This is a genomic window from Cohnella caldifontis (assembly GCF_029360585.1).
Taxonomy (GTDB): Bacteria; Bacillota; Bacilli; order Paenibacillales; family Paenibacillaceae; genus Cohnella; species Cohnella caldifontis.
Genome location: NZ_JAQZSJ010000005.1, coordinates 59,049 through 75,074 on the forward strand (window position 1 = coordinate 59,049; position 16,026 = coordinate 75,074).

Below are 16,026 nucleotides of genomic sequence, written 5' to 3' on the forward strand. Positions count from 1 at the left end.
CGTGACGCGATGCAACCATTGGGAGACGAGCTTCGGCAATGGTCCCGTGCGGCCGCCCGTATTCCCGGCACGGAACAGTTAGCCCAGCAGGTGTTGAACGGTTCGGTGGCCGCCGGGCTGAAGGAAGCGTATCCGGGGCTGGACGACCGGACGCTGCGTTTCAACCTGAACCGTCTGTACCAGGCCGAGCGGGAGAGCGCCAATTGCCGGAACTGCCCGGGATTGGACCAGTGCCCGAACGACCTGCAGGGGCACTTCACCCGGATTTCCTGCGCGGAAATGGGCGGCCGCTGGCAAGCGTTCGATCACAAGGTTCCCTGCGCGTTGTGGACCGCGTACGAGCAGCAGCAACAGCTGCGGAACCGCATCACCAGCTTTTATGTCGACGAGTCTGTCCTCAAGGATGCGTACGCCGAGCAGGAAATGATGGAAGCGGACCGGACCCGCGCCCCCGCCGTGATGCAGATTTTAGCCTACGTGGACCGCGCGAAACGGGAGGGGCTGCAGAAGGACGGACTTTATTTGATGGGCAGCTTCGGCACCGGCAAGACGTTTTTGGCCGGGTACCTGCTGCACAAGCTGGCCAAAGAAGGCTTCTCCGGCGTCATCGTCTACATGCCCGACTTCGTGGAGGACGCCAAGGCGCTGATGTATGAGCCTCAGAAGCTTAAAGAGACGATCTCCCTCATGAAGGAAACGGATCTGCTCGTCTTCGACGACATCGGAGCGGAAAATCTGACCCCTTGGGTCCGGGACCACGTGCTGGGCTCGATCCTGAACCACCGGATGAACCGGAAGCCCACCTTCTATACGTCCAACCACGACTTGGCCGAGTTGGAGAAACACTTCAGCTTTACGCATAAAGACGGAGAAGAATCGCATAAAGGGCAGCGCCTCATGGACCGGATCCGGCCGTTCGTGGAAGTTGTCCACGTGCGGGGGCGGAACCAGCGGGGCGGCTGAGCGGGAAATGAAGCTGCGTTCGTTGTGGCAGGCGCGACTGCTGCTTCGTTCAATTTGGCGGATGGAGCCCAATCGTAAGAGATGCTAGGAGCATGAAGCCGGTGAGACCGACTTCATGATGTCCACCGTCGCAATTCACGATGGATTAAGCTTGTGAGGCAGGCTTAACGGTCCTCCGCGCTACGATTCCGGAGCGTTTAAGCTCGCGAGACGGGCTTAACGGTCCTCCGCGCTACGATTCGGGAGCGTTTAAGCCTGCGAGACAGGCTTAACGCTCCCCGGCTCCGCGATTCCGGTAGGAATAAGCCTACGAGACAGGCTTAACGCTCCCCGGCTCCACGATTCCGGAGCGTTTAAGCTCGCGAGACGGGTTTAACGCTCCCCGGCTCCGCGATTCCGGAGCGTTTAAGCCTGCGAGACGGGCTTAACGCTCCCCGGCTTCGCGATTCCCGAGGGAATCGCGCCGCTTGGGGGCGGCTTTCCCTATGGCTGGATCCATAACAGGTCACTGTTTGATAAACAAGTTGAGACCGCGGGCGATTATCGCTCTCACGAACAGAACCGTCAGGGTGCGAGGAGTTAAACCGGCGAGACCGACTTAACCCCTCGAATCCCCGACGGTTTTTTTTCAATTAACGTTTATGATTAAAATCATCAATAATTCTTATAACACATATTGACATCTGGCTGGACCATCGGTTATCATCTCCTCAATACCTACTAAACAGGTAGGAATAACCTGCTTTAACGACCGGACCACCGGAGAGCGGCATGGATTCCTTCCCTGCAATAACCAAAAAATTGAGGGGTGCTCTCCATCATGAACAATTGGAAATCCATTCGTATTCTCCTGGTTTCGGCATTGATATTGACGGTGCTAGCGGCTTGCGGCTCGAAGAAAGAAGAAACTTCCGCCGGTTCTTCCGCCAGCCCTTCGCCCAGTTCTTCGGCAAGCGAGGAAAGCGGCGCTGCCGCCAGCGGCAGCCCGGCGAAAGTTCCGGATCCGATCGAGCTGCTGAACGTCTCCTATGACCCTACGCGCGAGTTGTACGAAGAATTCAACAAAAGCTTCGCGGAGTACTGGAAGCAGCAGACCGGCGGCACGATCACGGTCAAGCAATCCCACGGAGGCTCGGGCAAGCAAAGCCGCGCCGTCATCGACGGCCTGCAGGCGGACGTGGTGACGCTGGCGCTGGCGTACGACATCGACGCGATCGCCGGGAAAGGCCTTCTCAAGCCGGATTGGCAGCAATCGTTCGAAAGCAACAGCACGCCGTATACGTCCACGATCGTCTTCCTAGTGCGCAAAGGCAATCCGAAAGGAATCAAGGATTGGAACGACCTCATCAAGGACGGCGTTCAAGTCATCACCCCGAATCCGAAAACGTCGGGCGGGGCCCGCTGGAACTACCTCGCGGCGTGGGGATACGCCGCCCAGCAGAACGGCAACGACGAGGCGAAGATCAAGGAATTCATGACGAAGCTGTTCAAAAACGTCCCGGTTCTCGACTCCGGCGCTAGGGATGCGACGAACACGTTCGTGCAGCGCAAAATCGGGGACGTCCTGCTGGCTTGGGAGAACGAAGCGTACTTGGCCTTGAAGGAGTTCGGAGACGAGTACGAGATCGTCACGCCTTCGCTCAGCGTCCTGGCGGAACCTCCGGTCGCCGTCGTCGACAAGGTCGTCGACAAGAGAGGAACCCGGGAAGCCGCCGAGGCCTACCTGAAATACTTGTATACCGAGCAAGGCCAGGAGATCGCCGCGAAGAATTTCTACCGTCCCCGCCTGCAAGCCGTGGCCGACAAATACAAGGATCAATTCCCGCAACTGAAGCTGCTCACGATCGACCAAGATTTCGGGGGCTGGCAGGAAGCGCAGAAAAAGCATTTCGCGGACGGCGGCCTGTTCGACCAAATCTATACGCCGGGGTCCTGACGACAGGAACGGCTGAAGGAGCCTTTGCCCGGAAATGGCACAAACGACAAAAACGAAACGACTGCTGCCGGGATTTCGTCTCACGATGGGATTTTCGATTCTCTACCTGAGCCTGATCGTGCTCATTCCCCTGGCCGCGCTGGCGGCGAAATCCGCCAGCCTGCCGGCCGGGATGTGGTGGGAGACGGTCACGGCGCCGAGAATTCTCGCTTCCTATAAGCTGAGCCTGATGACTTCGTTCTTCGCCGCGGCGGCGAACTTGTTCATCGGCCTGCTGCTCGCCTGGGTGCTGGTGCGATACCGGTTTCCCGGAAGACGGATAATCGACGGGCTGATCGACCTGCCGTTCGCTCTGCCCACCGCGGTAGCCGGCATCGCGCTGACCACGATCTACGCGCCGAACGGCTGGATCGGCCGGCTGCTGGCGCCGCTCGGGGTCAAAATCGCCTATTCGCCGCTCGGCATCACGCTAGCCCTCGTCTTCATCGGCCTCCCGTTCGTCGTCCGGACCGTGCAGCCGGTGCTGCAGGACCTGGAGGCGGACATGGAGGAGGCGGCCGTCATGCTCGGCGCTTACCGGCGGAAAATCTTTTTTCGGGTCATCTTGCCGGAACTCGTTCCGGCGATGCTCACGGGGTTCGCGCTTGCCTTCGCCAGGGGCATCGGGGAATATGGCTCGGTCGTGTTCATCTCCGGCAACATGCCCATGAAAACGGAGATCGCGCCGCTGCTTATCATCACGAAGTTAGAGCAATACGAGTACGGCCAGGCGGCGGCTATCGCCGTCGTCCTGCTCCTGATTTCGTTCCTGCTCCTGCTGGTCATCAATCTGCTGCAGCGGCGGGCCGGCCGCCGGCTGCACGCGGCTTAAGGGGGGGACGTCATGGCGGCAACCATCGACCAGACGCTGCCCGAGAATAAGCCCATGCGGACGCCCCGGCATTTGACGGAGTCGGGCGCCGTACGCGCCTTGCTGATCGGCGTTGCCTTGCTGCTCGTCGGCGCGATCATCCTGCTGCCTTTGGCGACGGTGATTACGCAAGCGTTCAGCAAAGGATGGGACGCCTACGCCGCCGCGCTCAGAGACCCCGACGCGCTGGCTGCGCTGCGTCTCACCTTGATCACCGCGGCGATCGCCGTACCGCTCAATACTCTGTTCGGGCTGGCGGCCGCGTGGGCGATCACGAAGTTCAAGTTCCGGGGAAAGCAGTTGCTTGTCACGCTGATAGACCTTCCATTCGCGGTTTCTCCCGTGATCAGCGGATTGATCTACGTGCTGTTGTTCGGCGCGCAGGGCCTGCTGGGTCCTTGGCTGCAGGAGCATAACGTCTCGATCATTTTCGCGACGCCCGGCATCGTCCTGGCCACGATGTTCGTGACGTTCCCGTTCGTGGCCCGCGAGCTGCTGCCCCTGATGGAGGAGCAGGGCGTCCAGGACGAGGAGGCTGCCGTCACCCTTGGCGCGCGGGGATTCCGGGTGTTTTTCAAGGTGACGCTGCCGAACGTCAAATGGGGACTGCTGTACGGCATGATCCTCTGCAACGCCCGGGCCATGGGGGAGTTCGGCGCCGTGTCGGTCGTCTCCGGCCATATCCGGGGCGAGACGAACACGCTGCCGCTCCATATCGAAATTCTGTACAACGAATACAAGTTTTCCGCGGCATTCGCCGTCGCCTCGCTGCTCATGCTGCTGGCCGTCGTAACGCTGATCGTGAAGTCCGTCGTGGAGAGCCGAATCCATCGGAACTAGCAAGGAACCTTGAGGGAGGGGAATCCGGATGACGAAGCCGGTGCAATGGAACGAAGAGTGGAATGAAAGAATCCGGGAGGCCGTGGAAGGGTTGGCTTACGGCACGGTGCAGATCGTCGTGCACGACGGCCGGATCGTCCAGATCGAACGGACGGAGAAGTTTCGGTACGAAGGCGCCAAGGATAGCCGCGTCTCCGCGGCCTCGTCCCCCAAGCCGAACGGCACGGCTTCCCTCTAGTAAGTCCCGCCAAGTGAAAATAAAACGCACCCCGATCGCCGTCCTTCGGCGCCGGGGTGCGTTTTTCATGTCCGCATCAAGCCTTAAGAGTATCAGATGTTCGCTTTGATGATGACGGCCGCGAAGAATACGACCACCATAAAGGCGAACATGACGGCGAATCCCATCGCCACGTCTTGGAAATCGTCGCGGGGCTCTTCGTTCACATGCAGGCGAGGATCGCGAATGTTCTCTTCCATGGGAAGCCTCCTGGTTGGGTCAAACCTCATTTCCCCTAGTATACCCAACATCGCTTTTCCTTGTAAAGCGCGCGAAACGTGACAAGTTTGCGACAAACCGGACGCCGGGCTCCGCCAAGGAGCGGCTGCCTGTGTTACAATGGAGGGGATGGCATCATGGATCGAAATCATTCCGAAGGGAGGATGCCGCGCCACATGGATACCGAACAAACGACGTTTCCGGACCGGGAGAAGGCGATGGAGAACATCCGCCGCAAGCTTGCGCTCCTCCCGGATCAGCCCGGCTGCTACTTGATGAAGAACGGCGAAGGCCAGATCATCTACGTCGGCAAGGCCAAAGTGCTGAAAAACCGCGTGCGCTCCTATTTTAGCGGCAGCCACGACGGCAAGACGCAGCGGCTCGTCTCGGAAATCCGGGACTTCGAATACATCGTGACCGCGAGCAACACGGAATCGCTCATTTTGGAATGCAACCTGATCAAGCAGCATTATCCCCGTTACAACGTGCTGCTCAAGGACGACAAGTCGTTCCCTTATCTGAAGATCACGCATGAGGAGCACCCCCGGCTGGAGGTCACTCGCCGCATCCTGAAGGACAAGGCGAAATATTTCGGCCCCTATCCGAACGCCTTCGCGGCCCAGCAGACGAAAAAGCTGCTCGACCGGCTGTACCCGCTGCGGAAATGCCGCACGATACCCGACAAAGTGTGTTTGTATTACCATCTCGGGCAGTGCCTCGCGCCTTGCGAATTCACCGTGCCTTCTTCGGAGTGGGACCGGATGGCCGGGGAGATCGCCAAGTTCCTGAACGGCGGCCATGCGGACATCAAAAAAGAACTTCAGCGCAAAATGGAGGAGGCGGCGGAGGCGCTCGAGTTCGAGCGGGCGCGGGAATACCGGGACCAAATCCTGGCGATCGAAGCGACGATGGAGAAGCAGACGATCACGCTGCAGGACGCCCAGGACCGCGACGTGTTCGGCTTTGCCGTGGACAAAGGCTGGATGTGCGTGCAGATCCTGTACATGCGCCAAGGCAAAATGGTGCAGCGGCACGTGTCGTTGTTTCCGTTCTACGGCGAGCCGTACGACGATTTCCTCAGCTTCGTGACGCAGTATTACAGCGACAACCCGGCGCTGCCGCGCGAGATGCTCATTCCCGCGCCGGAGGACGAGGCGGAGGAGGACGAGATCGCCGAGTCGCTGCATCGCTTTCTCCGCGTGAAGGTGCTCGTGCCGAAGCGGGGGACGAAGCGTTCCCTGGTGGATATGGCCTGCGACAACGCCCGCGTGGCGCTGGAGGAAAAGTTCCGGCTCATCGAACGGGACGAGGAGCGCAGCGTCAAGGCGGCCGCCGGCTTGGCCGAGTGGCTGGGCATCCCGTCCGCGAGCCGCATCGAGGCGTTCGACAACTCCAACATCCAGGGGACGAACCCGGTTTCGGCCATGGTCGTGTTCCGGGACGGCAAGCCGGACAAGAAGGAATACCGCAAATACAACATCCGCACGGTACAGGGACCGGACGATTACGAAACGATGCGGGAGGTCGTCCGGCGGCGGTACGAGCGGGCGTTGAAGGAAGACCTGGAGCTGCCCGACCTGATCGTCGTGGACGGCGGGCGCGGCCATATCGCGGCGGCTCTGGACGTGCTCGCGAACGAGCTGGGGCTCGACATTCCCGTGTGCGGCCTGGCGAAAGACGATAAACACCGGACCGCCCAACTGCTCGTCGGCGATCCGCCGGAAGTCGTTCCGCTGCCCCGGGACAGCCAGGAGTTTTATTTGCTGCAGCGTATCCAAGACGAGGTGCATCGCTTCGCGATCACGTTCCACCGCGAGAAACGCGCCAAGTCGATGATCGCGTCCAAGCTCGACGCCATCCCGGGCATCGGCGAGAAGCGGCGCAAGCAGCTGCTGCGGCACTTCGGCTCGCTGAAGGCGATCCGAGAGGCGAAGGTGGAGGACTTCCGCGAGGTGTCCATCGGCGAGGCGCTGGCCCGCCGCATTCTGGACGCGCTCAACGGGAACGAGGAGGCGGGCGAATCCGCGGCCGCGGAACATTCTCCGTTATAAACAGGAAAGGAATGCGATATCCCCCATAGGCTGTCCCGGCTCATCGCGAATGAGGGTCGGGACAGCTCTTTTTTCATCGGCTCCGCCCATCTCCCACTCTCGTTTACGTCGTTCCGGCGGGTTGCGCGAATCCCTTCGATTGCAGCTTGATGAGAGCGTACATGTCTTCGGGAGATAGATTTTTGCGATTGCGGATCCATTGGATCAGAATGTGGATCAGGGCGCCCGAGCGGAAGGCCAAGAAATACTCGAAGTGCGGAGAACGGCTCGTCAGGGCCGGATTGAGCCGGGATACTAGTTGTTTCAAGGTGTTCTCGAACGCTGAGTAAAGAATGTCGATCCGACGGGCCGCGACCAATAATTCGATGATTTCCGAATCCTCTTTCCAAAATCGGAAAAAAGGCAATAGAAAAGGAAAGGGATCGGCGTCGTGCCGAATTTCCTGCGCGGAGATGGATTCGAGGATAAAACGGTATAGGGATTGGAAGGTCTCATTGCATTTCCACAGCAAAATCGATTCCAGGTCATCGAAATTTCGGTAAAAGGTCGATCTTCCGACCTGCGCGGTCAGGACGACTTCTTGGATCGTGAGGGTTCGAAAGTCCTTCTCCCGTATTTTTTGCGACAAGGCGCGATACAGCATGTTTTTCGACTGGATGGACCTCCGGTCTTCGTTATTGTGGTACATAGTCCCTCCGTTTGTCCTTTATCCGTTCCTACTCTTGACTTCCCAATGGGTTCCCGAGAAAATTTGGGGTATATTCCCTTTATATCATAGAAGATCCGTCCCTTCTACGGCTTGGTAGCTGTCGTGAAATTCGCTGCAGCCGCGAACCTGCGAGGAAAGGATGTATGCGCTTTGAATCTCCTTCACGATCTCCAATCGATTCCGATGATCGGCGAGTTGAACGATCAGGACATGCGGTCTATATCCCCTTACTTGCAGCTCCATGATTTCGAAAGCGGGACGGTGGTTCTACGGCAGAATCAAGAGGCCGCCCGTTTCCATATCATCCTGTCCGGAATTTTGCACGTATACGTTCAACAAGAAACCCGAATCCACGTCGCGAAGCTGGAATCGGGGCAATTCTTCGGGGAAATGTCCTGTTTGACGGGCAGCCCGGTGAGCGCGACGGTTCAAGCGGACGGGCCGGTTCGGACGGTGTCCCTGCCCCGAGAAGGCTTGCTTCAACTCATGGACGGCAGCCCCGGGTTCCGCCGGCATATGATCGAAGCGATGGTGGGGCGGATCGCGAACTCCAACGACCGCGTGCTGGAGGAGCACGCGAAAAGCTCCGTGATCTTACGTCAACTGAAGGAAGAACGGCAATCCCAATACGGGGTTTTGGCCGGAGAGAGCGGGTTCATGCGCGGGTTGCGGCGCCGCATCGACGAGCTGGCCCGAAGGGACGGCTTGCTGTGCATCATCGGGGAGAAAGGGGTCGGCCGCTCCCATGCCGCTTGGGAGATTCACGCGCGATCTCGGAGATCCGAATTACCGGTCTTCCTGATGGAAGGGGAGAGCCTGAACATCGAGGAATGGGAAGCCAAATGCCGGGCGGCTAGAGGAGGAACGGTCATCCTAAGGGAAGCCGATCTACTCCCGTCCGATCTCTTGCAGCGCCTGGCGGCTTCGCTGGAGGACGAAACCCGGTGCATCATGACCGCCAGGCGCCCGCTTGAACTGGCCGAAGACCGGCTCACGATCCTGCCGCTCAGGGAACGGATGGAAGATATCCCCGCGCTTGTCCATGCCTTTATCGCCGACGCGGGGTTCGAGGCTCCCGAAACCTTGATTTCGCAAGAAGCATTGAACCTGATCGGCAATTTCCCGTTTCTGGCCGAGAATATCAAGGAACTGAAACGGGTGGTCCACGAGGCGCTCATCCGGAGCGACGGGGATACGATCCGCATTTCGCATCTTCGGTTCGGAAGCGCTCGCAAGCCCGGGACCCGCCCGAAAATCGCGCTCGCGCTGGGAAGCGGTTCGGCGCGGGGAGCGGCTCATGTCGGGGTCATCAAAGCGCTGGAGCAGGCCGAAATTCCCATCGACATGATCGCGGGCACGAGCGTGGGCGCGTTCATCGGCGCTTTGTACGCGGGAGGCCAGCCGACTTCGGCGTTCGAGCGGGTATTGCCTACCGTTCGCTGGAGACAGTTGGTACGCCCTACCATTCCGCTCCAAGGGTTCGTCAACAATCACCCGATGGTTCGATTCGTGGAAAAATACATCGGACCGGTCGATTTCCGGGACTTGAAGATTCCTTTTGCCGCCGTAGCTTCCCATGCGGTTAGCGGGGAGGCTTGCATTCTCAATAAAGGCAAAGTGTCGCACGCGATCTGTGCATCCACGGCCATTCCCGGAGTCATGAAACCGGTCCAATACGGGGATCAACTGCTGCTCGACGGAGCCGTCGCGCATCCCGTTCCCGTCGCGCTGGCCAAAAGCATGGGAGCGGATATCGTCATTGCCGTCGATCTCAGCACGCCTGCCTTCGCGAAGAGAGTGCCGTCCCATTTCGTCGCCGCCATTCTCAATACGATCGACGTCATGAGCAAGCGGATGATTCTGGAAGAATTGCAACTCGCCGATATCGTACTGAATCCTCGGCTCGAGCACGCTTCCGTCTCCTTTAAATTATCGGCTGCGAGCATTCAAGCCGGGGAGAATGCCGCGCGCCAATCGATAGCCGACATTCTACGGAAGATCGAATCCTACACGATTCCTTAGGTTTCGCGGCCTTCGGTAGGGAAGGAATGTCCGTTTCGCCGCCGATGCGCCAGCCAGATCAGCCAAGCGACGGCCGCCGGGAGCAGGAACCCGACCGGCGCCGCGATCCGGTCCCCGGGCAGGCCGTCCGCCATCAACTGAACGCACATAAGCGTAGTATCCAGCACGATATGCGCGAACACGACGGCGAAGAGGCCGAAGCGAAGCAGAAACCAGCCGAACAACAGGCTCAAGACGATCAGCTCGATCAGCCTGGAGGTGGCCGGGTAAACGGCGTATCCCGCATGGCCGAACGCCCAGACCGCGCCGGGAGGGATCATCGCCGCCAGCGTCAGCCAAGTCTCGGCGCGCGGGGAAGGGGGCCGCCCCAGCGCCCGTTTCGCCCCGCCGAGCAGCCAGCTGCGGAACAGACCGATGCCGAACAGGCGGCTCTGCAGCTCCTCCGAAATGCCCGTGCACCAGGCGAGCGCAAGCAGCAGCCAAGGCAGCGTCATGTTCGGCGAAGACTGGCTGGCGTCGGTGGATTGGAACATCCCGATGCCTTGCTCCAGTCCGAGCAGGATCACCGACTGCACGCCCAGGAGCAGGAAGGCAAGCGGATAGCCTTGCTTCATGCCGGTCAGCACCGCCTGCCCGTAACCGGCTTCCTTCCACCTCGGCCACAAATTCCGGCCCATCGACCGCCATAGCCCGTCTCCCGCGACCGCCGAGAAATAGGTGAAAATCCCCATGCAAGCCAGGATGACCAAGTTGATGATCAACAGGCCGAGCACCGCCAGGTCGTCGCCGGTGATGCCCTCGTCGAGCAGTCCGGCCCGAAACCCGGGCAGCAGGTTGAAGTAAAAGGCCGTATACAGGATCAGGAAAACCGCGGTCAGGCCGAGCCCCCGCCGGAACGAGGCATAGCTCCGCCGAGCGGCCGCGTAAACGATGGAGAGCACGAGCAGCACCAGCTCCGGCAGGACGAAACCGATCGCGTTCAAACGGCTCGCCAGGCGTTTCTGCTGGGCCAAATAGGCCGAGAACGCTTCGGGAACGCGGATGTCGTACGTCACCGAGCCTCCCTCGGTCGGAGGATACGCCGACGAGGCCGGAGAGAACGTCTCGGGCACGCGCGCTTCCAGAACGAGCCGGGCTTCCCCCAGATCTCCTTTGCGGCTCAAGAACGTCCATTTTCCGTCCGGATCCGCCGGATTCCCGTCCCACTCCCAGTCCGAGGTTTTCACGCCCCAGAACGCCGCGTACTGAAGCGCCCGATCGGCCCCCTCCCGGGAGCCCTCGCTCGAGGACGAAGCCGGGGTTTCGCCGGTGCCCGCCCGATCCGCTGCAGGAAGGCGGCCGTCCCGCCAAGCTACCAGCTTGCCGGATTCCAACGATATATACAACGTCAGCGTGCCCGAATCGGCCTCGGGCCAGAAATCGGCTCGGTAAACGTCGGTCGGATAGTCCTCCGCCCAAGTCCGGTCGTAGCGATCGGTTAGCTTTTCTTTGGCGAAATAGCCGACCGCTTCGCTGTCGGAGAGGTGGGTCAGCCGGACGTCCGCGGATCCCGCCGTCACGCCGAACTTCTCCCGCGCCGCGGCCAGCGCCGCTTTTTCGCCCGTTTCCCGGCTCAGCGGACGATTGCCGCCATGATCTCCGAGAATGGGGAATACTTGAATCAACAGGAAGAGAACCAGGCCGATGCCTGCCGCGATCCACCATCCCGGATGCTCGAACGTTCTCCCGATTCGGCGCATTTTCACTGCTCCTTTGGCTGATGCCGTTCAGGTAAACGCATACAGCTAGCGTAGCATAAATTTCGCCTTCATTTCCATCGCGCGGCGTTCGCTGCGGCAGAGAAACGGAGAAAAAGCGGCGATAATGCGTGCGCGCCCCTTGTTCTGTCCAGGCGGAAAGCGGATAAACTCTCCTTTTGCCCGGATTGGCCCAAATTTGCATTTGTCGGCCATTCGGGGAAAGTCTATAATGCGAAAGTACGGTTTTCACGCATTTTCATACCATCATTCATCAGCCGAATTTCTTTGAAGAAAACGGGGGAACCAACCGCGCCGCGGACTCGAATCCGCACGGCGCATCCGGGGTGAATTCCGACCGCGCGCCGCGCGGAAGGATAGGGCCGCCTGTTCGTGCCCGAACCCGTCAGCTAACCTCGCAGGCTGCCGGAACAGGACTCGCATGCGCATTTGCGGCATTGGGGTTCCAATGCTTTTTTTTGTGCTTAGGATTCTGCTCGCCCGGGATGGAACCGACATCGAGGTGAAGGGATTGTTCGGCAAAATTTACCGGTTTTTGGTGGCATCGCCTCCCCGCCTGCTCGTCATCGGCTTCGCCCTCATCATCCTGATCGGGGCCCAGCTGTTGTCACTGCCGGAAGCGTCCGCCACAGGGCAGCCGACCCGCTGGATCGACGCGCTGTTTACCGCCACTTCGGCGACCTGCGTGACCGGATTGGTCGTGGTCGACACCGGAACGTATTATTCGTCGTTCGGGCAAATCGTGATCCTGCTGCTGATCCAGATCGGCGGTCTGGGCTTCATGACGATGGCGACTTTGTTCGCGGTGTTCCTGAAAAGGCGTATCTCGCTGAAGGAGCGCCTGGTGCTGCAGGAAGCGCTCAACCAGTCCAGCATCGAAGGCATCGTCCGGCTCGTGCGGAAGGTCGTGGGGTATTCGCTGGTCATCGAGCTGGCCGGAGCCGTCTGCTTCACGGTTCGCTTCCTGTTCGACATGAGTCCGGGCCGAGCCGTTTACTATGGCATTTTCCACTCCGTCTCCTTTTTCAACAACGCCGGTTTCGACATCATGGGAAATTACCGCAGCCTGATGAGCTACGTCGGGGATCCTTGGGTGAACCTGACGGCGGCGCTGTTGATCATCCTGGGCGGTCTGGGCTTCGTGGTGCTCGCCGACCTGGCGGATTACCGCAACAAACGGAAGTTGTCCTTGCATTCCAAGGTCGTGCTCAGCATGTCGGGGCTGCTGATTTTCGCCGGCGCGGTCGTCATCCTCGTGTTCGAATATTCCAATCCGCTGACGATGGGGCCGCTTCCCCTCGGCCAGAAGCTGCTGGCCGCCTTCTTCCAGTCCGTGTCCCCGCGGACGGCGGGCGTCAACACGCTGGACGTCGGTTCGCTCCGGCAGGCCACGCAATTCATCATCATCGTGCTGATGTTCATCGGCGCTTCCCCGGGGTCGACCGGCGGCGGCATCAAAACGACCACGTTCGCGGCGCTGATCGGCGCGGTGAACACGATGATCCGCGGCAAGGAAGACGTCGTCCTCTTCCGTTACCGCTTGGCACAGGAACGCGTGTACAAGGCGCTGACCGTGACGATGTTCGCGCTGGCGCTCGTCATGGTCGCCACGATGATCCTGTCGACGACGGAGGACCATTTTTTCCTGATGATTCTGTTCGAGGTCACCTCGGCGTTCGGCACGGTCGGCTTAACGATGGGGCTGACGACGGATCTGTCGCTGGCCGGCAAAATCATCATCATTATCATGATGTTCATCGGGCGGCTGGGACCGCTGACGCTGTCTTACGCGATCGCCCCCAAGCCGGGCCGCGCGCTCTACCGGAACGCGGAAGGCAAAATCATTATCGGGTAATCAGAAGGAGCAGAACGAACGGATGAAGCTGAATCAATTCGTCATCATCGGTTTGGGCCGTTTCGGTTCCAGCCTGGGACGCGAACTCTGCCAGCTGGGGTACGAGGTGCTGGGGATCGATCAAGACGAAGAGAAAGTGGAGGAAATGAGCGGCGTGCTGACGCATGCCGTCACGGCGGACGGGAAAGACGAGGAAGTGCTGCGCTCCGTCGGGGTCCGCAATTTCGACTGCGGCGTCGTCGCGATCGGAGACGACATCCAAGCCAGCATTCTGGCCGCCATCCTCTTGAAGGATCTTGGGGTCAAAAAAGTCGTCGCCAAAGCGGTCACCGAGCTGCACGGCCGGGTGTTGGAGAAAATCGGCGTCGATCGCGTCATCTATCCCGAACGGGACATGGGCGTGCGGGTGGCCCATCAGCTCGTATCGCCGAACTTGCTCGACTACATCGAACTGTCCAAGAAATACACCATCGCGGAACTAGGCGTCCCGAAAGCGTGGTCGGGCAAAAACCTCGCCGCGGTCAATCCGCGAGGCCGTTTCGGCTGCAGCATCGTGGCCATCCATAAGCCGCAATGCATGGTGATCGCCCCGGTCGCGGAGGACGTGCTCGCCGAGAACGACGTCATGATCGTGATCGGAACGAACGAGCAGGTCGAGCAATTCCACGAGTCCATCGGAAAATGAGTTTACAACGGCAAATGAGAGAATTATAATCGGAGTAACCGAATATTGTCGGATTCATTGGTGGAGCCTGTCAACAAGGGCTCTTTTTGTTTTTTCGGGCCCATGCGGAAACAACCATGACCGGACTTGGAGGTACTTGAATGGAAGCGCAGGCGGTTTGGGCCATCGCCATTTTTCTCGTGATCTACGCCATTATCATTTCGGAGAAAATCCATCGGACCATCGCGGCGATGATCGGCGCGGCGCTGGTCGTCGGATTCGGCATCGTCGATCAGAGCACCGCCGTCCGCCATATCGATTTCAACACGCTGGGGCTGCTTATCGGCATGATGGTCATCGTGAACGTCACGGCGGAAACCGGCTTGTTCCGGTATATCGCCGTCGTGGCCGCCAAGCGGGCGAAAGGCGAACCCGTCCGCATCCTGATCGCGCTCGCCCTGATCACGGCCGCTTGCTCCGCGTTTCTGGACAACGTGACGACCGTGCTGCTCATCGTCCCCGTAACGTTCAGCATCACGCGGCAACTGCAAGTCAAGCCGTTTCCGTTCCTATTCACGCAGATCATCGCTTCCAACGTCGGCGGAACGGCGACCTTGATCGGGGATCCTCCCAATATCATGATCGGCAGCGCGCAGAAAGACCTGACGTTCGTCGCGTTTCTCGGCAACTTGGCGCCGGCCGTGCTGATCATCCTGCTCGCCTACATTCCCTTGTTCATCCTGCTGTTCCGGAAGGACCTAAGGACGAAGCCGGAGTTGAAGGAAAACATCCTCGGCCTGGACACCGCCGGGCTCATCGAGGACCGCGCGCTGCTCGTCCGGTGCCTCTCCGTCGTCGGCCTTACGATGCTCGGTTTTTTCCTGCACCAGCTGCTCCATCTCGAGTCGGCGACCGTTGCGCTGGCCGGAGCGTTCCTCCTGCTGCTGCTGGCAGGCGAGCATAAAATGGAGCAAGCGCTGCATCGCGTGGAATGGACGACCATCTTCTTCTTCGTCGGCTTGTTCGTGGTCATCTCGGGACTGGTGGAGACCGGGGTCATCGCCAAGCTCGCGGCCGGCGCGATGGACATGACGGGCGGCGGCGTGACGGCGTCCTCCATGCTGATCCTCTGGCTCAGCGCGATCGCTTCCGCGTTCGTGGACAACATTCCGTTCGTCGCCACGATGATTCCGCTCATCCAGGAGATGGGGCAAATGGGCGTATCCCATCTGGAGCCGCTCTGGTGGAGCTTGGCCCTAGGCGCGTGCCTGGGCGGAAACGGAACGCTCATCGGCGCCAGCGCCAACCTGATCGTCGCGGGACTGGCGGGCAAGGAAGGGCACCCGATCCGGTTCATGACGTTCCTCAAGCTCGGATTCCCGCTCATGCTGCTGTCCATTGTCATTTCAAGCGTTTACGTCTATCTTCGGTACTTGATCTAGAAAGGGAAGGAGAGGTTGGTCTATGGTTCCGAACGTCCAATACCGGTTCGATCCCGGCCGCATCGAGATCCGGGAATCCGCGAACGGGGAAGACGCCGAATTCCTCATCCGGATTCCGGACGGCTCCCCGTATCTGGAAGCGATGAAGCAGATCCGGCAATATTTCGAGGACAACGACGAAATCACCGACGTCCTGTTCTACTTGTATCCCGGCCATGAAATCAAGGCGATCGTGAACAGGGCCCACTATGCGGATTTCCTCGGGGAACTGTGGAAACGCCGGCTGCTGCTGAGCCTGGAATGGAAGGAATAACAGCCGAACGATAACCGCATAAGATTCGCGAACATGGAGGAGCCTGTCACCAAGGGCTCCTTCTGCTT

Annotated in this window: 14 protein-coding genes and 1 riboswitch; of the genes, 11 read left to right on the forward strand and 3 right to left on the reverse strand. The window is 59.8% G+C overall.

All coding sequences use genetic code 11. The features are described from left to right. Nucleotides 1-9: 9 nt before the first annotated feature. The 5 genes from PTZ19_RS09835 (at nt 10) to PTZ19_RS09855 (ending at nt 4,887) form a co-directional block, all read left to right on the forward strand. Complete coding sequence (locus PTZ19_RS09835; protein ID WP_276354079.1) at nt 10-963, forward strand: ATP-binding protein; 954 nt, start codon at nt 10-12, stop codon at nt 961-963. Between the two features lie 820 nt (nt 964-1,783). Beyond that, entirely contained in the window at nt 1,784-2,899 is a 1,116-nt protein-coding gene (locus PTZ19_RS09840; protein WP_276354080.1) for a sulfate ABC transporter substrate-binding protein, read from the forward strand. A gap of 34 nt (nt 2,900-2,933) precedes the next feature. After that, a complete protein-coding gene (cysT, locus tag PTZ19_RS09845; protein ID WP_276354081.1) occupies nt 2,934-3,770 on the forward strand; it encodes a sulfate ABC transporter permease subunit CysT in 837 nt (278 codons plus the stop codon). 12 nt (nt 3,771-3,782) lie between these two features. Continuing rightward, a complete protein-coding gene (cysW, locus tag PTZ19_RS09850; protein WP_276354083.1) occupies nt 3,783-4,649 on the forward strand; it encodes a sulfate ABC transporter permease subunit CysW in 867 nt (288 codons plus the stop codon). Between the two features lie 28 nt (nt 4,650-4,677). After that, nucleotides 4,678-4,887 carry a YezD family protein gene (locus PTZ19_RS09855; protein ID WP_276354084.1) on the forward strand — a complete coding sequence of 70 codons (210 nt, stop codon included), beginning with the start codon at nt 4,678-4,680 and terminating at the stop codon, nt 4,885-4,887. Between the two features lie 92 nt (nt 4,888-4,979). On the opposite strand, the gene PTZ19_RS09860 is transcribed toward PTZ19_RS09855, so the two are convergent. Then, nucleotides 4,980-5,126: a YqzM family protein gene (locus PTZ19_RS09860; protein WP_276354085.1), complete on the reverse strand. Its 147-nt coding sequence runs from the start codon at nt 5,124-5,126 to the stop codon at nt 4,980-4,982. Nucleotides 5,127-5,321: 195 nt separating this feature from the next. Here PTZ19_RS09860 and uvrC point away from each other — a divergent pair, with 195 nt between their 5' ends. Then, a complete protein-coding gene (gene uvrC, locus PTZ19_RS09865; RefSeq protein WP_276354086.1) occupies nt 5,322-7,196 on the forward strand; it encodes an excinuclease ABC subunit UvrC in 1,875 nt (624 codons plus the stop codon). A 103-nt stretch (nt 7,197-7,299) separates the two neighbouring features. On the opposite strand, the gene PTZ19_RS09870 is transcribed toward uvrC, so the two are convergent. Then, nucleotides 7,300-7,884, reverse strand: coding sequence for a TetR/AcrR family transcriptional regulator (locus tag PTZ19_RS09870; RefSeq protein ID WP_276354090.1), 585 nt, complete (start codon nt 7,882-7,884; stop codon nt 7,300-7,302). A 171-nt stretch (nt 7,885-8,055) separates the two neighbouring features. On the opposite strand from PTZ19_RS09870, the gene PTZ19_RS09875 reads away from it, so the two are divergent. Then, a complete protein-coding gene (locus tag PTZ19_RS09875) occupies nt 8,056-9,927 on the forward strand; it encodes a patatin-like phospholipase family protein (RefSeq protein ID WP_276354091.1) in 1,872 nt (623 codons plus the stop codon). Here the strand turns inward: PTZ19_RS09875 and PTZ19_RS09880 are convergent. Beyond that, complete coding sequence (locus tag PTZ19_RS09880; RefSeq protein WP_276354092.1) at nt 9,924-11,666, reverse strand: CPBP family glutamic-type intramembrane protease; 1,743 nt, start codon at nt 11,664-11,666, stop codon at nt 9,924-9,926. The genes PTZ19_RS09875 and PTZ19_RS09880 overlap by 4 nt on opposite strands. A gap of 263 nt (nt 11,667-11,929) precedes the next feature. Further along, nucleotides 11,930-12,103, forward strand: a riboswitch (cyclic di-AMP (ydaO/yuaA leader). A 29-nt stretch (nt 12,104-12,132) separates the two neighbouring features. On the opposite strand from PTZ19_RS09880, the gene PTZ19_RS09885 reads away from it, so the two are divergent. The 4 genes from PTZ19_RS09885 (at nt 12,133) to PTZ19_RS09900 (ending at nt 15,958) form a co-directional block, all read left to right on the forward strand. After that, complete coding sequence (locus tag PTZ19_RS09885; RefSeq protein WP_276354093.1) at nt 12,133-13,539, forward strand: TrkH family potassium uptake protein; 1,407 nt, start codon at nt 12,133-12,135, stop codon at nt 13,537-13,539. Between the two features lie 22 nt (nt 13,540-13,561). Beyond that, nucleotides 13,562-14,224 carry a potassium channel family protein gene (locus tag PTZ19_RS09890; protein WP_276354094.1) on the forward strand — a complete coding sequence of 221 codons (663 nt, stop codon included), beginning with the start codon at nt 13,562-13,564 and terminating at the stop codon, nt 14,222-14,224. A gap of 140 nt (nt 14,225-14,364) precedes the next feature. Further along, nucleotides 14,365-15,645 (forward strand): ArsB/NhaD family transporter, encoded by a 1,281-nt coding sequence (locus PTZ19_RS09895; protein ID WP_276354095.1) that lies wholly within the window; start codon nt 14,365-14,367, stop codon nt 15,643-15,645. A 22-nt stretch (nt 15,646-15,667) separates the two neighbouring features. Continuing rightward, nucleotides 15,668-15,958, forward strand: coding sequence for a hypothetical protein (locus tag PTZ19_RS09900; protein WP_276354096.1), 291 nt, complete (start codon nt 15,668-15,670; stop codon nt 15,956-15,958). Nucleotides 15,959-16,026 lie beyond the last annotated feature (68 nt).

Excerpts from the sequence above, each read along its gene's own strand:
- PTZ19_RS09835 (WP_276354079.1), top strand. The coding sequence starts at position 10 with ATGCAACCATTGGGAGACGAGCTTCGGCAATGGTCCCGTGCGGCCGCC.
- PTZ19_RS09840 (WP_276354080.1), top strand. The coding sequence starts at position 1,784 with ATGAACAATTGGAAATCCATTCGTATTCTCCTGGTTTCGGCATTGATA.
- cysT (WP_276354081.1), top strand. The coding sequence starts at position 2,934 with ATGGCACAAACGACAAAAACGAAACGACTGCTGCCGGGATTTCGTCTC.
- cysW (WP_276354083.1), top strand. The coding sequence starts at position 3,783 with ATGGCGGCAACCATCGACCAGACGCTGCCCGAGAATAAGCCCATGCGG.
- PTZ19_RS09855 (WP_276354084.1), top strand. The coding sequence starts at position 4,678 with ATGACGAAGCCGGTGCAATGGAACGAAGAGTGGAATGAAAGAATCCGG.
- PTZ19_RS09860 (WP_276354085.1), bottom strand. The coding sequence starts at position 5,126 with ATGGAAGAGAACATTCGCGATCCTCGCCTGCATGTGAACGAAGAGCCC.
- uvrC (WP_276354086.1), top strand. The coding sequence starts at position 5,322 with ATGGATACCGAACAAACGACGTTTCCGGACCGGGAGAAGGCGATGGAG.
- PTZ19_RS09870 (WP_276354090.1), bottom strand. The coding sequence starts at position 7,884 with ATGTACCACAATAACGAAGACCGGAGGTCCATCCAGTCGAAAAACATG.
- PTZ19_RS09880 (WP_276354092.1), bottom strand. The coding sequence starts at position 11,666 with ATGCGCCGAATCGGGAGAACGTTCGAGCATCCGGGATGGTGGATCGCG.
- PTZ19_RS09885 (WP_276354093.1), top strand. The coding sequence starts at position 12,133 with ATGCTTTTTTTTGTGCTTAGGATTCTGCTCGCCCGGGATGGAACCGAC.
- PTZ19_RS09890 (WP_276354094.1), top strand. The coding sequence starts at position 13,562 with ATGAAGCTGAATCAATTCGTCATCATCGGTTTGGGCCGTTTCGGTTCC.
- PTZ19_RS09895 (WP_276354095.1), top strand. The coding sequence starts at position 14,365 with ATGGAAGCGCAGGCGGTTTGGGCCATCGCCATTTTTCTCGTGATCTAC.
- PTZ19_RS09900 (WP_276354096.1), top strand. The coding sequence starts at position 15,668 with ATGGTTCCGAACGTCCAATACCGGTTCGATCCCGGCCGCATCGAGATC.